At 70.0% G+C, this 14,867-nt stretch carries 10 protein-coding genes; 3 read left to right on the top strand and 7 right to left on the bottom strand.

What is annotated here, in order from left to right:
• Window positions 1-8: 8 nt before the first annotated feature.
• The 5 genes from glgB to CFB47_RS34720 form a co-directional block, all read right to left on the bottom strand.
• A complete protein-coding gene (gene glgB / locus CFB47_RS34700) occupies window positions 9-2,216 on the bottom strand; it encodes a 1,4-alpha-glucan branching protein GlgB (protein ID WP_089463932.1) in 2,208 nt (735 codons plus the stop codon).
• The gene (treS, locus tag CFB47_RS34705) at window positions 2,213-5,626 is read right to left on the bottom strand and encodes a maltose alpha-D-glucosyltransferase (RefSeq protein WP_089464298.1); all 3,414 of its coding nucleotides are present in this window, start codon (window positions 5,624-5,626) and stop codon (window positions 2,213-2,215) included. Before treS ends, glgB begins: the two co-directional genes overlap by 4 nt.
• Entirely contained in the window at window positions 5,626-9,018 is a 3,393-nt protein-coding gene (locus CFB47_RS34710; RefSeq protein WP_089463933.1) for a maltotransferase domain-containing protein, read from the bottom strand. The genes treS and CFB47_RS34710 overlap by 1 nt, the downstream gene beginning before the upstream one ends.
• 147 nt (window positions 9,019-9,165) lie before the next feature.
• Window positions 9,166-9,654 (bottom strand): phage protein NinX family protein, encoded by a 489-nt coding sequence (locus CFB47_RS34715; RefSeq protein ID WP_089463934.1) that lies wholly within the window; start codon window positions 9,652-9,654, stop codon window positions 9,166-9,168.
• 77 nt (window positions 9,655-9,731) lie between these two features.
• Window positions 9,732-10,016: a hypothetical protein gene (locus CFB47_RS34720; protein WP_089444215.1), complete on the bottom strand. Its 285-nt coding sequence runs from the start codon at window positions 10,014-10,016 to the stop codon at window positions 9,732-9,734.
• A gap of 343 nt (window positions 10,017-10,359) precedes the next feature.
• Here CFB47_RS34720 and CFB47_RS34725 point away from each other — a divergent pair, with 343 nt between their 5' ends.
• The gene (locus CFB47_RS34725) at window positions 10,360-10,605 is read left to right on the top strand and encodes a DUF6566 family protein (protein WP_089444216.1); all 246 of its coding nucleotides are present in this window, start codon (window positions 10,360-10,362) and stop codon (window positions 10,603-10,605) included.
• Between the two features lie 109 nt (window positions 10,606-10,714).
• Here the strand turns inward: CFB47_RS34725 and CFB47_RS34730 are convergent, their stop codons facing one another.
• Window positions 10,715-11,389 (bottom strand): HAD family hydrolase, encoded by a 675-nt coding sequence (locus CFB47_RS34730; RefSeq protein ID WP_089459322.1) that lies wholly within the window; start codon window positions 11,387-11,389, stop codon window positions 10,715-10,717.
• 219 nt (window positions 11,390-11,608) lie between these two features.
• Between CFB47_RS34730 and CFB47_RS34735 the strand changes: the two genes are divergently transcribed.
• Entirely contained in the window at window positions 11,609-12,793 is a 1,185-nt protein-coding gene (locus CFB47_RS34735; RefSeq protein WP_089459323.1) for a sugar transporter, read from the top strand.
• Between the two features lie 67 nt (window positions 12,794-12,860).
• Here the strand turns inward: CFB47_RS34735 and CFB47_RS34740 are convergent, their stop codons facing one another.
• The gene (locus CFB47_RS34740; RefSeq protein ID WP_089463935.1) at window positions 12,861-13,637 is read right to left on the bottom strand and encodes an SDR family NAD(P)-dependent oxidoreductase; all 777 of its coding nucleotides are present in this window, start codon (window positions 13,635-13,637) and stop codon (window positions 12,861-12,863) included.
• A gap of 184 nt (window positions 13,638-13,821) precedes the next feature.
• Here CFB47_RS34740 and CFB47_RS34745 point away from each other — a divergent pair, with 184 nt between their 5' ends.
• Window positions 13,822-14,724, top strand: a complete 903-nt coding sequence (locus CFB47_RS34745) for a LysR family transcriptional regulator (RefSeq protein ID WP_089463936.1) — start codon at window positions 13,822-13,824, stop codon at window positions 14,722-14,724.
• The last annotated feature ends 143 nt before the right edge of the window (window positions 14,725-14,867 follow it).

Consider the following 14,867-nt stretch of genomic DNA (forward strand, 5'->3'; position numbering starts at 1 on the left):
GCAAGCATTCAGATGGGGCGCAGCCACAGCGTCGCGAGCGGCGGCAGGCGCAGGGTGGCCGACCACGCTTCGCCGTGCGCGGGCACGGCTTCGGCCCACACGGCGCCGTCGTTGCCGGCGTTGGTGCCGCCGTACGGCGCGGCATCGGTGTTCATCAGTTCCCGCCAGTGGCCGGGCGCGGGCAGCCCGATGCGATACCCGGCGCGCGGCGCGGGCGTGAAGTTGCAGACCGCGACGACGAGATGCCCCGCGTCGTCGCGCCGCGCGAACGCGAACACGCTGTTGTCGCGGTCGTCGCCGATCAGCCAGGAGAAGCCGGCCGCGTGGCAGTCGAGCGCATGCAGCGCCGGCTCGGCCGCGTAGGTGCGGTTCAGGTCGCGCACGAGCCGCTGCACGCCGCGATGCGCGGGCGCATCGAGCAGGTCCCAGTGCGGCGTCGCGTCGTGCGCGAACTCGGCCCATTGCGCGAATTCGCTGCCCATGAACAGCAGCTTCTTGCCGGGGTGCGCCCACATGAAGCCGAAGTACGCACGCAGCGTCGCGAGCCGCTGCCACGCGTCGCCTGGCATCTTCGCGACGAGCGAGCCCTTGCCGTGCACGACCTCGTCGTGCGACAGCGGCAGCACGAAGCGCTCGGAGAACGCGTACACGAGCCCGAACGTCATCCGGTCGTGGTGATAGCGGCGATGCACCGGGTCCTCGCGCAGATACGCGAGCGTGTCGTGCATCCAGCCCATGTTCCACTTGAAGTCGAAGCCGAGCCCGCCGTCGCCGGTCGGCGCGGTGACGCCCGGCCAGGCGGTCGATTCCTCCGCGATGGTGACGACGCCGGCCGGCGCGGCCGCACCGTGCAGCGTGTCGTTCAGCATGCGCAGGAACGCGACCGATTCGAGGTTCTCGCGGCCGCCGTGCACGTTCGGCACCCATTCGCCTTCCGCGCGCGAATAGTCGCGGTACAGCATCGACGCGACGGCGTCGACGCGGATGCCGTCGACGTGATACCGGCGCGCCCACGCGAGCGCCGAGGCGACGAGGAAGGCGCCGACTTCGCTGCGCCCGACGTTGAACACGCAGGTGTGCCAGTCGGGATGCAGCCCTTCGCGCGGGTCGGCGTGCTCGTACAGCGCGGTGCCGTCGAACTGCGCGAGGCCATGCGGATCGTCGGGGAAGTGCGCGGGCACCCAGTCGACCAGCACGCCGATGCCGGCCGCATGTGCGCGGTCGACGAAGCGCGCGAAACCGTCGGCCGGCCCGAAGCGCGCGGACGGCGCGAACTGCGCGAGCGGCTGGTAGCCCCACGAGCCGCCGAACGGGTATTCGGCGATCGGCATGAACTCGACGTGCGTGAAGCCCATGCCCTTCACGTACGGAATCAGCCGCTCGGCGAGTTCGTCCCAGGTCGCGCTGCGGTTCATCTCCTCGGGCACGCGTAGCCACGATTCCGCATGCACCTCGTAGATCGACCACGGCACGCGGTAGCGGTCGGTGTGCGGCCGCGCGTGCATCCAGCCGTCGTCGTGCCACGCGAACGCGTCGAGCGCCGCGACGTCGGCGACGACCGACGCCGTGCGCGGCGGCGCCTCGGTCGCGCGCGCGCAGGGATCGGCCTTGTGCGGCAGCACGCGCCCGTCGGCCGCGCGCACCTCGTACTTGTAGCATTCGCCCGCGCCGATGCCCGGCACGAACAGCTCCCACACGCCCGACGGCCGCCGCAGCCGCATCGGATGGCGGCGGCCGTCCCAGCCGTTGAAGTCGCCCACCACCGACACGCGCTGCGCGTTCGGCGCCCAGACCGCGAAGCGCACGCCGTCGGTTTCGTCGATGCGCGCGGGCACGGCGCCGAGGCAGTCGAGCACGGCGGCCGGGTCGCCGGCCGAGAAGCGGGCGAGCACGGCGTCGTCGAGCAGCGTGCCGAACGCATACGCATCGTCGATCACCTGCCGCGCGTTGGGCCAGTCGATCGCGAGCAGGTAGTGGGGCGCGCCGCCGTTGCGCGGGATCGTTCCCGCGAAGCAGCCGGCGCGATCGACGCATTCGAGCGTGCCGAGTTCGGCGCCTTCCGGCGACAGCGCATGCACGCTTGTCGCGCCGGGCAGCAGCGCGCGCACGACGACCTCGCCGGCCTGCCCGTGCGGGCCGAGGCACGCGAACGGATCGGGATGACGGCCGGCGAGCAGCGCCTCGATGTCGGATCGTTCGAACAGCGTGTCAGTCATCGTGTGCCTCCGTCGTCGGATGCGCCGCCGTCATCGAGCAGCCGTTCGACCAGCGCGGCCAGCCCGCCGACCGGCACGCTCAGCCAGTCGGGCCGGTTCGCGGCTTCGTAGCACAGTTCGTACGACGCCTTGTCGATCAGGAACAGCGCGAGCAGGCGATCGGCGTAGCGCGGGTCGACGAAACGCGCGGGCGCCTGCTCGGCGGCCGTGCGATAGCAGTCGACGAAGCGGTCGGCGGCGGCCTGCCCGAAGCGGTCGAACAGCGCGCGCTTGCGGCCGGCCGCCTGCGGCGGCGCCTTCTCGATTGCGAACTGCGCGGTCGCGCTCACGTACGACAGCGAACGCAGCAGGCCGGCCACGTCGCGCAGCGGATGCGATTTCGCGCGGCGGTGTTCGAGCGGGCGCGCCGGCTCGCCCTCGAAGTCGATCAGCAGCGCGTCGCCCTGCACGTCGAGTACCTGGCCCAGATGGAAATCGCCGTGGATCCGCATGCACTGCGCATCGAGCGTGCGCGGCACGAGTTCGCCGAGCGCGCGCACAGCCGCGTCGCGCGACGCGAGCAGCGTGTCGGCCGCCGTGCGCATCGCAGGATCGAGCGCCTCGAGCCGCGTCTGCAGCACGTCGAGCGCATGCTCGAACGACGCGATCGCGTCCGCGCACCAGCCGTCGACATGGCCGGGCGTCGCGGGCTCCGGCGCGAACGCGGGGTCGTCGGACGGCTGCGCGAGCGCGACGTGCAGCTGGCCGAGCCGCGTGCCGATGATCCCCGCGAACGCCGCATAGCCGAGCAGCGCGTCGGGTTCCTGGTTCGTGTCGTCGTGTTCCTCTTCGTCGGCAGCCGGCAGCGCGAGCTCGTCCACCGCGCGCCGCAGGAAGTCGAACGAGCGCGTCCACGCGTCGCCCTGGTTGTCGACGTAGCGCTGCAGGATCGCGACCGTGTGCGGCGTGCCGTCCGGGTCGACGTGCACGACTTCGCCCGCGAGCGTCGCGGTGTTCGGGTAACCGATCCGCGTCAGGTGCCGGCTCATTTCCGCTTCCGGATGCACGCCGTGCGCGACCTTGCGCACCAGCTTCAGCACGATCGCGTCGCCGATCACGAGCGAGCTGTTGCTCTGCTCGGCCGCGAGCCAGCGCACTTCGGCGTCGTCGCCGGGATCGAGCGCGGCGAGCGCGTCTTCCGGCAGGAACGCGAGCCGGCCGCCGTCGGTGGTCGGCACCGTCGCGCCGTCCCGCAGCTTGCGCAGCATCCCGTGCGCGAACGCCGGCAAGGCAAAGGCGTCGGTCAGGTAGCCGACCGAATGGCCGCGCCGCACGCGCGCCAGCGCCAGCTGCGTGAACAGCGGCTGCGAGGTTTCACCGCCCCACGCGGCCGCGAGCGGCACGACGTAGCGTTCGACATGGCCCGTCTCACCGGATTCGACCCAGGCCTCCGCATACTGGAACGGTTCGCCCGGCACCGGCGTGACGACGTTCAGCCGGGCCGTGCCGATCGCGCGGTCCTTCGACGCGAACCAGCGCCGCCGCGCGAGCCACGACGGCAGGGCATCGTGCGCGAGCACGTGCAGCTGTTCGACGTTCGGCCGCGTATCGCCGCGCCGCATCACGAGCGTCACGTATTCGGGCAGCGGCTCCGCGTGCGGCTGCCGCCACGACGGCTCGCGGCCGTGCTCGGCGAGCACGAACCACAGGAACCCGTACGGTGGAAAGGTCAGCAGGTACGTGAGCTGCCCGATCGGCGGAAACGGCGAATCGGACGTCATCTCGATCGGCACGCGGCCCGCGAATTCGGACAGGTCGAGCTCGACGGCCTGCGACGCCCGCGACAGGTTCGCGACGCACAGCACCGGATCGTGGCCGTCCAGCTCGCGCAGGTACGCGAGCACCTTGCGGTTCTCCGGGCGCAGGAAGCGGATCGTGCCGCGCCCGAACGCCTGCGACGCGCGGCGCGTCGACAGGATGCGGCGCGTCCAGTTCAGCAGCGAATGCGGGTCGCGCGTCTGCGCCTCCACGTTGACCGCGTCGTAGCCGTACAGCGCGCCCATCACCGGCGGCAGCACGAGCTGTTCGGGGTCGGCGCGCGAGAAGCCGCCGTTGCGGTCCGACGACCACTGCATCGGCGTGCGCACGCCGTCGCGGTCGCCGAGGTGGATGTTGTCGCCCATCCCGAGCTCGTCGCCGTAGTAGATCACCGGCGTGCCCGGCATCGACAGCAGCAGCGAGTTGATCAGCTCGATGCGGCGCCGGTCGCGTTCCATCAGCGGCGCGAGCCGGCGCCGGATGCCGAGATTCAGCCGCGCGCGCCGGTCGCTCGCATAGGTCTGCCACAGCAGGTCGCGCTCGGAGTCGGTCACCATCTCGAGCGTCAGCTCGTCGTGGTTGCGCAGGAACACGGCCCACTGGTTGCTCGGCGCGAGTTCCGGCGTCTGCCGCATGATGTCGACGATCGGGAAGCGGTCCTCGCTCGCGATCGACATGTAGATGCGCGGCATCAGCGGGAAATGGAACGCCATGTGGCATTCGTCCTCGTTGCCGAAATATTCCTGCACGTCTTCCGGCCACTGGTTCGCCTCGGCGAGCAGCATCCGGTTCGGATACTCGGCGTCGATCGTCGCGCGGATCCGCTTCAGGATCGCGTGCGTCTCGGGCAGGTTCTCGTTGCTGGTGCCTTCCCGCGCGACGAGATACGGCACCGCGTCGAGCCGCAGCCCGTCGATGCCGAGGTCGAGCCAGAAGCGCATCACCTGTATCACCTCGCGCACGACGGCCGGGTTGTCGAAGTTCAGGTCCGGCTGGTGCGAATAGAAGCGGTGCCAGTAGTACTGGCCGGCGATCGGGTCGTGCGCCCAGTTCGACGTTTCCGTATCGAGGAAGATGATCCGCGTGCCCGCGTATTTCGTGTCGGTGTCCGACCACATGTAGTAGTCGCGATGCGTGGAACCGGGCTTCGCGCGGCGCGCGCGCTGGAACCACGGATGCTGGTCCGACGTGTGGTTGATCACCAGCTCGGTGATTACGCGAATGCCGCGCGTATGCGCTTCGCGGATGAAGCGCCGCACGTCGGCCAGCGTGCCGTAGTCGGGATGCACGCCACGGTAGTCGGCGATGTCGTAGCCATCGTCGCGGCGCGGCGACGGGTAGAACGGCAGCAGCCAGATCGTGTCGACGCCGAGTTCGGCGATGTAGTCGAGCTTCGCGATCAGGCCGGGGAAATCGCCGATGCCGTCGTTGTTCGAGTCGTAGAACGACTTCACGTGCACCTGGTAGATGATCGCGTCCTTGTACCACAGCGGATCGTCCGCGCAGAGCGCCGGCGCGCGGCGGCGTGCGCGGCGCCGGCGCGGGGTGCCGGCCGGTGCGAGCGACGGGAATTGCGCGCGGCGCACGTCGTCGAGGGAATCTTCGCGTTTCATCATCCATGGGCTCCCGAGGAGGGCCGGGCGTCGCCCGGTTCGTGCGCCGCCGCCCGCGCGGCGCCTGGAGACGGCGTGAGCCGCCAGATTGCATACGGGCGCACATGCGGATCGAGCGAGACGTACTGGCGATGCCCGCGCCAGGTTTCCGCATGCGTGGCGTCCTGTTCGAGCGCGTCGAGCGGTTCGCCGTCGACGAGCCCCAGGCCGCGCCACAGCGACGCATCGAGCGTGAAATTCGCGACCTGCGGATGCCACGGATCGGTGCTGATCGCGACGACCACCACGCTGTCGAATGCCGGCGTCGCCTTCATGAACACGAGCACTGCGTCGTTGTCCGCGTCGAGGAACGTGAGGCCGAGATGGGTCTGCAGCGCCGGGTGGGCGCGCCGCGCGCGGTTCAGCCGCGCGACCTCGGCGCCGATATGCGCGGTCTTGCTCCAGTCGCGCGAGCGCAGCTCGTACTTCTCCGCGTCCGCGTATTCCTCGCTGTCGGGCAGCGGCGCCGATTCGCCGAGTTCGAAGCCCGAGTACATGCCCCACGCGCCGGCCAGCGTCGCCGCGAGCGCCGCACGGATCACGAACTGCGTGCGCGGCGCGTTCTGCAGGTGGCGCGGGTTGATGTCGGGCGTGTTGACGAAGAAGTTCGGCCGGAAGAACTCGCGCGCGGGGCCGGTCGTCAGCTCGGTCAGGTACTCGATGAAGTCTCGCTTCGACTCGCGCCACGTGAAGTACGTGTACGACTGCGAGAAGCCGACTTTCGCGAGCCGGACCATCATGCCCGGCCGTGTGAACGCTTCGGACAGGAACACGACGTCCGGGTGCCGGCCGCGCACGTCGTCGATCATCCATGCCCAGAACGGCAGCGGCTTCGTGTGCGGATTGTCGACGCGGAAGATCCGCACGCCTGCGTCGACCCAGAACAGCACCGCGTCGCGCAGCGCGAGCCACAGGTCGGGCAGCGCATCCGGCGCGTAGAAATCGGGGTTCACGATGTCCTGGTAGCGCTTCGGCGGATTTTCCGCGAAGCGCAGCGAGCCGTCGGGCCGCCACGCGAACCAGCCCGGATGCGCGGCGAGCCACGGATGGTCGGGCGAGCACTGGATCGCGAAATCGAGCGCGATCTCGAGCCCATGGCCGCGCGCGGCATCGACCAGCGCGCGGAACGAGTCGAGCGTGCCGAGCTGCGGATGCACGGCCGTGTGGCCGCCGTCCGGCGAGCCGATCGCGTACGGGCTGCCGACGTCGTCGGGGCCGGCCGTCAGGCTGTTGTTGCGGCCCTTGCGCGCGGTCGTGCCGATCGGGTGGATCGGCGGGAAATACAGCACGTCGAAACCCATGTCGCGGATGCGCGGCAGGTGCGCGATCACGTCGTCGAACGTGCCGTGCCGGTGCGGGTCGTCGCTCGCCGAGCGCGGAAACATCTCGTACCAGCTGGAGAAGCGCGCTGCGCGGCGCTCGACGTCGACCGGGAAGGTCGTCGTGTCGTGCGTGACGAACGGGCGGTAGCGCAGCGCCGCGAACGCGTCGGCGAGCGGCGCCGCGCCGAGCTGCGCGAGCCGCACGTCGGCCGATGCGTCCTTGAACTCGGCGACGAGTCGTTTCATCTGCGTGCGCGCGCGTGCATCGAGCGGATCGGCGAGCTTGAGCGCGGTCGCGAGCAGTAGCTGCGCTTCGCGCAGTTCGAGCGACACGTCCTGGCCGGCCGCGTGTTTCTTCGCGACATCGTGGACGAGCGACGCCCAGTCGTCACGCCAGGCAATCACGCGAAATTCATGGCGGCCGAGCCGGTCGAGCACGACGCGGGCGTGCCAGCGGTCGTTCGGTTCGGCTTCGAACGGGATTTCGCGCCAGTCGTCGTCGCCGGCGGCACGCCACTGCAGCGCGGCCGCGAGATGCGCGTGTCCGTCGGTGAAGATCGACGCGTGGACGACGAGCGTCTCGCCGATCACGCGCTTGACCGCGAAGCGGCCGCCGTCGACCGACGGCTCGACGCGCTCGATCGCGATCCGGTCGGCCGCGATCGCCGCGGACAGCGCGCCGCGCTCGTGCGCGGCGTCGCGGCGCGTCGTGACGGGCGGCGCTTGCCACGCATGCAGCAGCGCGTACGCGCCCGGGTCGAGCGTGAACGGTTCGAGCGCGGCCGGCGAGTGGGTGTGCATGCCGTCGTGCGTGGCGACGCGCGTGAATCCGCCCGGCACGCCGGGCAGGATCGTCGCGGGGTCGACCGTCACCGCTGCGTCGAGATCGGGATTCAACGCGATCAGCAGTGCCGCTTCGTCGTGCTCGAGCGACGGCCCGGTGCCGCGCAGCAACGCGGTCGCCGGTGCGCCGGGCGCGCTCAACTGCACGATTTCGCCGCGCGCGGCCGCCACGGGCGTGGCGCGGCGCCATGCGTTCGCGTCGGCGATCGCGCCCGACAGGTCGAAGCGTGCGCGCTCGAACGCGGCGCGGTAGCGCGCCGCATCGGCGTCGCGCGCCATCAGCGGCACCGTGACGCCGCGCTCGAAGCCCATCGGCACGAGCCAGCCGGTGCCGACGGCGGCAGCGGTCCACAACGCGCGGCGATAGGCGCGAACGACGAGGTCATCCGACGCGTCGGGCCAGTCGTCGGCGAGGCGCGGGCCGTCGCACGCGTCGGGAAACGCGATCGGCGAGCCGATCCGCCGCAGCAGCCGGTGTTCGTCGACGAACCACGGCGTGCGCAGATCCCACCAGCGCACCGATGAAAACACCGCGTCGAACCCGGCGCCTTCGAGCTGCGCCAGCGCGTCGCGCGCATGGCCGGGCACGCCGGCGAGCACCGCGGCGTCCGGGCGCGTACGGCGCAGCGCCGCGCGCCAGCCGGGCCACCAGGCGGCCGGCAGATGATGCGGCGCGTCGATCAGGAAGCCGGCCGCGCCCGCATCGGCGAACGCGGCGAGGTGCTTGCACCACCACGCGGACAGTGCGTCGCGCGCGGCTTCATCGCCGAGGTTCGCGTGGGCGACATCCAGCGCGTGCGCGGTGCCGCGCGGATCGATCAGCGCGTCGTCGTGCATGCGCTCGACGTACCAGTCCGGATGCTCGGCACGCAGCGGGTTTTCGCGCGCGACCCGATCCGGCACGACTTCGAGCAGCACGCGCAGCCCGTGGCCGTGTGCGAGCTGGGCGAGGCGCGAGAAGGTTTCGAGCGCGCTCGCGCGTGTCGCGAACGCTTGGGACGGACGCCGGAAATCCGCCACGTGGCGCGGAAAACCGGCGACGCTCGCGGCCCAGAACGCGCCGACGAGCACATGATCGAAGCCCATGCCGGCGATATGCGCGAACGTCTGCGGCCATGCGTCGAGCGGCCCGACGAGGCGGGCGTCGCAGAAGTAGAGGTGCGGAGAAAAGGGCGGCGTGGAGTCCATGGCGCGGGCGTAGGGGCGGCAGTCAATGACGGTGGTTCGCCGCAACACCCGTGCCTGCCGGGTGGTTTCCCGTGGGACAAGGGCGGGTGGGGGCTCGCGGGGGCGGGGACTGTCGTTTTTACATGAACGCTGGGTACCTGCATGCACTTACATGCGCGGCACCGAGCGGATATCCGTGCTGTCGCCCGTGGCGCGATCGTCATCGGCGTCGGGAAGCGGCACGCCGGGATCGCAGCGCACCACCGCACCGTGTTCGATCCGGTGCGGGAACGGCGGCGGTGCATCGATTTCATCGCCAAAGCGTGCGCGCACGAACGCCCGCAGCAGCGCCACGCGCGCATTGCGCCCGTGTGCGCCGCAGGTGGACGGGACGTCGACGAAGGTCGCGTCGCATTCGACGTCGTCGCCGTGCCGTGCGATTCGCAGATCGTCGACACGGTCGAGCACCGCGCCCGCATCGGACCACGACGCCGACGGCATGAAACACGTGTCGAGCCGCCTGAGTGCGTCGCACGCGGCTGTCACGACCAGGTGCGGCGTGACGGCGGTGAAACGCAGCGTGTCTTCGTCGTCGGCGCACAGCGCGCGTGCACACCAGTAGTCGAGATCGTTTCCGTCGAGTGCGTCGGTTCGCATGGGCCGGCTCCGTCGGATCAAAACGGGCTCACCGCGCAAGCGGCGTGCCCGTCACGGGCGCCGCGCGGCCCGCACGATCACCATGCGTCGACGTCCCGGCTGCCGTCGATCCGCTGCAGCAGCGCGTCGCACCGTTCGCGCAGCGCGTTCAGTTCCGGTGAGTCGGCGTCGAGCCGCACCCGTTCGCCGCTGTCGGGATCGCGGTTCGCGATCGCGATGTCGTAGATCCCTTGCGCGATCGTCACGGACGCGTCCGCGATCCTGATCCGCGCAAGCCATCCGCATTCGGCGCGATGGCACGCGAGCCACATCCGCTGCACGTCGACGAGCTGACCGGTCGTGAGCCATGCACCGGACCGCATGCGCGCGGCCAGTTGGCTCGTCACGAGATAGGAGAGCAGATCGGTCGTTTGATTCACACGAGGCTCCTTCGCGAAGGGTCGGGACGTTCGATCCGCGAGCCGGGTCGCGGGAGCGGAGCCGGGGAAGGCGTCGGTGCGCGGATCGTCGTCCGGTTGCTGGAGGAACCGCTTCGCGGGCTCGCGCGGCATGCCGCGGCGGTTCGGTGCGCGACCGGCGCGCAAACCGCGTGCCAGCGGGCGGGTGTCGGGCACGGCGCGTGCGTATGGGGCCGACGGGGCGCACGGCGCGCATGCGGCGCGTATTATTTGCATCGCCATCGCAGATAGGTACAAGGAGGCCACCGTGCAAAATCAACAGGACGCACAGATTCGGGACCCGTATCGCGGGCACGAGATACGCGTGTGGGCGCGGCGCAACGACAGCGGCGCGTGGCGTGACGAGGTGCAGGTGTATGTGGGCGGCGAGCGCATCGAGCTGGGCGCGTCGGCGGCGGCCGATGGCCCCACCTGGACGACCGAGAACGAAGCGCTGCTCGCGGGCGTCGAGCGGGGCCGTTATCTGATCGACAAGCGCGTTGACGACGATTGAACCGCGCGGCGGCCGCGGGCCGGTTCCGCGCAGGCGTGGCCGGTGGTCGTTCGCGACCTGACCAAACCGACGGCGCGCCGGTGCAGGCGCCGTCGGCGAAGCACGCGTTTCAGGGCCGGGCCGCTATCTCGTCGAGATGCCACAGCAGATCGGCCGGGTCATCGTACACGCGCAGCGCGCCCGCGCGTTCGAGTTCGTCGCTGCCGTATCCGCCCGACAGCAACCCGACGCCGAGCGAGCGGCAGCGGGCGGCGGCGAGCATGTCCCAGATGCTGTCGCCCACCACGACCGTGTGTTCGATCGGCACGTTCAGTTGCGCGGCAGCCGTCAGGAACAGGTCGGGGTCGGGCTTCGCGTACTTGACCTGGTCGCGCGTCACCACCACCTGCTTCGCCGGATCGACGCCGAGCGCCTCCAGGTTGATGGCGGCCGTCTCCATCCGCCCGCTGGTCGCGATCGCCCAGCGAATGCCCGCCGCCGACAGCGCGGCCAGCAGCTCGCGCGCACCCGGCAGCGGCCGGACCTGCGCGCGCAGCCGCTGGTACGCGGCCGCATGGAGGCGCGCCAGCCGCTCGACGCGCTCGGCGTCGAGGTCGCCCGACGTCTCGCGCAGCAGCTGATTCAGGAACAGGCCGCCGCTCATGCCGATCTTGCGATGGATGCGCCACACCGACAATTCGATGCCTTCCGCATCGAGCGCTTCCTTCCACGCGAGGACGTGCTGGTAGACGCTATCGACGAGCGTGCCGTCGAGATCGAACAGAAAAGACGTTTCAATGCGCATGTGTACCTCCTGGATCGAAAGGGGCGCGTGCAAACGGGTCGTGGAAGCCTGTCCGCACATTATCGGCGCACGGCCGTGTCGTGACCATGTCCCGCGGCCCACCGACGCGACGCCACGCCACCCCGCGCCGTGTCATGTGCCGCTGGTACAATCGCGGCGATCGCCGGGCCGGGCTCTCCGCGCCGCGCGCCCCCAACCCTCGTCTCGCCGATTCCAGGTATGGCTACACCGGACGCCGTCAGTTCCAAGCATTCGTGGTGGGGTGTCCTGACCCTGGCACTCACCGCCTTCATCTTCAATACCACCGAATTCGTGCCCGTCGCGCTGCTCAGCGCGATCGGCGACAGCCTGCACATGCAGCCGACCGACGTCGGCCTGATGCTGACCATCTATGCGTGGGCCGTGGCCGTCGTGTCGTTGCCGCTGACACTGGCCACGCGCCATGTCGAGCGTCGCAAGCTGCTCACGTGGGCGTTGCTGGGGTTCATCGCGAGCCACGTCGTGACCGGTGTCGCATGGAATTTCGCGGTGCTGATGGTCGGCCGGCTGGGCATTGCGTGCGCGCATGCGGTGTTCTGGTCGATTTCCGTGCCGCTGGCCGTGCGGCTCGCGCCGAGCGACCGGAAAAGCCGTGCGCTCAGCCTGCTGGCGATGGGCACGGCGATCGCGATGGTGGCCGGCATACCACTCGGGCGCGTGGTCGGCGAGACGTTCGGCTGGCGCGTCACGTTCCTGATCATCGCCGGCGCGGCGGCCGTCGCGCTGGTGCTGCTGCGTGCGACGTTGCCGGTATCGCCGAGCCAGGGCGCCGGGTCGCTCAGCAGTATCGGCGTGTTCCTGCGCAAGCCCGCGCTGGTGGCGCTGTACGCGATCACCGTGCTCGTCGTGTCCGCGCATTTCACGTCGTACACGTACATCGAGCCGTTCGTCCAGAGCGTGAACCACGCGAGCAGCAGCCGGATTACGTATGTGCTGATCCTGTTCGGCGTCGCCGGCATACCGGCCGCGATCTGCTTCAACCGCCTCTATCCGCACCGGCCGGACGATTTCCTGCTCGGGTCGATCGTCGCGCTGGCGGGATGCCTGCTGATCCTGTTCCCGTGCGCGCTGAACATCGTCACGCTGTCCGTGCATACGCTGGTCTGGGGCGGGGCGATCGTCTGCTTCGGGCTGGCGATGCAGGCATGGGTGCTGAAGCTGGCGCCGGAGGGAACCGACCTCGCGGTATCGATCTTCTCCGGGCTGTACAACGTCGGCATCGGCGCGGGCGCGCTGATCGGCAACCATATCGCCGGCGACTTCGGGCTGCCGTGGATCGGCACGTTCGGCGGCGTGGTCGGCGCGGTGGCGGTCGGGATAGCGTGGCTGGCACTGCGGCTGCACGCGAGGCAGGCGGTGGCCTAGCCGACGCCGGGGGGCAGCGTGCGGCATCTGGCGCACGCCGCCACGGCCCGGCCTCGCGCGTTGCCCGTCATGCCACCGAATAACCGCCGTCGGCCACGAGCGCATGTCCCGACACGTAGCTGGAATCGTCCGAAGCGAGGAACGCGACGATCGTCGCCATCTCCTCGGCGGAGCCCCAGCGTCCTGCCGGCGTCGATGTGGTGAACGCCTGTTGCGCCTCGTCCGACGGCCAGATGCCGCGATGATGGAACGGCGTTTCGATCAGCCCCGGGCACAGCGCGTTCACGCGCACGCCGCGTTTGAACCATTCGATCGACGCCGTCTTCGTCATCCCGATCACCGCGTGCTTGCTCGCGATATAGACCGACGCATTCTCGAAGCCGATCAGCCCGCCCATCGACGCATTGTTGATGATGCTGCCCGACCCCTGCCGCAGCATGATTTCAGCGGCGTACTTCATCGAGTTGAATACACCGCGCACGTTCGGTTCGAACACCTTGTCGAACCGCTCGGCATCCTGCTCGAGCAGCGGCGCGAACACGCCTTCCGTGCCGGCGTTGTTGAACGCGATGTCGACGCGTCCGTAGGTCGCTACCGTGAAATCGAACAGCTTGCGCAGATCGTCTTCGTTCGCGACGTCCGCGACGAAGGCTTTGGCGTCGCCGCCGGCGGTCACGATTTCGTCGACCAGTCGATCGAGCTCGGGCTTGCGCCGTGCGGAGACGACGACCTTGGCGCCGCGACGCGCGAGTTCGATCGCGGACGCGCGGCCGATGCCGGAGCTGGCGCCCGTTACCACGGCGATGCGGCCGTCGAGTTGGGCCGGTTTCGTGCTTGCGTTCATGATGAGATTCTCCAGAGTGAGGGATGAAAGCGGCGCATGGGGCTGAGTTGAATCGGTTGCGATGCACGCTTGATGGGCATTGTGGTCGCTCGCCGGTCGTAAAAAAATGGAACAATGGCGCATTCAGAATTCCCGTTTCGGGAATTAAAGGCGCTGCCGCATGCGCGTGCCACGAGGGTTCTCCATGCTCAACCGACTCGACATCCTGAAGATCTTTGCCGCAGCCGCCGCGGCGCCCACGTTCCGCGAGGCGGCGGCGCGCCTGGGCGTGTCGCCGCAGGTCGTGACGCGCGCGGTGCGCGAACTGGAGGAGATGCTCGGCGAAACGCTGTTTCACCGGACGACCCGGAGCATCCGGATCACCGCGTTCGGGCAGGCGTTCGCGCGTGACGCGCAGACGGCGCTGGCTGCCGTCGACGGGCTGTTCGGCCCCGCGACCGGCCAGGCCGACGAGCCGGTGGGCGTCGTGCGAATCACGGCGCCGTCGGGCATGGGGCGTCGTTACGTGCAACCGATCCTGAGCGATCTCATGCAGCGGTATCCGGGGCTCGTGCCCGACTTGCGGCTATCGGACGTGCCGTCGCCGGTGGTCGACGAGCAGATCGACATCGGCGTGCGCGTCGGGGCGATCGGCGACAACCGCTTCGTCGCGCGGATGGTCGGGCCGTTGCCGATGTGGATCGTCGGCGCGCCGTCGCTGATCCGGCGGCTGGGTGAGCCCAAAAATCGCAAGGAACTCGAATCGATGCCGGTCACGTGCCTGATCGATCGCGCGAGCGGCCGCGCGTGGCCGTGGATGTTTCGGGGGGAGCAGCAGTTCGTCCCGTCGTCGCCCGCGTATCTGACCGACGATACCGAGGTGGAGATCGAGGCCATCTGTGCGGGGGTAGGGCTGGGGCAGTGCTCCGAGTACCTCGTCCGGCCGTACGTCGACAAGGGGCGCCTCGTGCGGCTGCTGCCCGGCCTCGAGCCCGAGCCGTGGAAGCTGCACGTCTATCGGCCACGGCGCGGGCCGATGCCCCGGCGCATCCGGGTCGTGTACGACGAGCTGGTGGCGAAGCTCGCGGACGCGACGTGGCGAGGGTAGGCGGGGCTGCGGGTCGCGTTGGCGTGAAGCGGTTTCAACCGCCGCTCGACGACGTCGGCGCACCGGGGAAACCGTAACGTGCCAGTAACGTGCTCGGCGCGCCCCCATCCGGCCTGGCGTGGTCGCGTCATTCGCCGCCGTGC

The sequence above is a fragment of the Burkholderia sp. AU27893 genome, assembly GCF_002223205.1.
Taxonomy (GTDB): Bacteria; Pseudomonadota; Gammaproteobacteria; order Burkholderiales; family Burkholderiaceae; genus Burkholderia.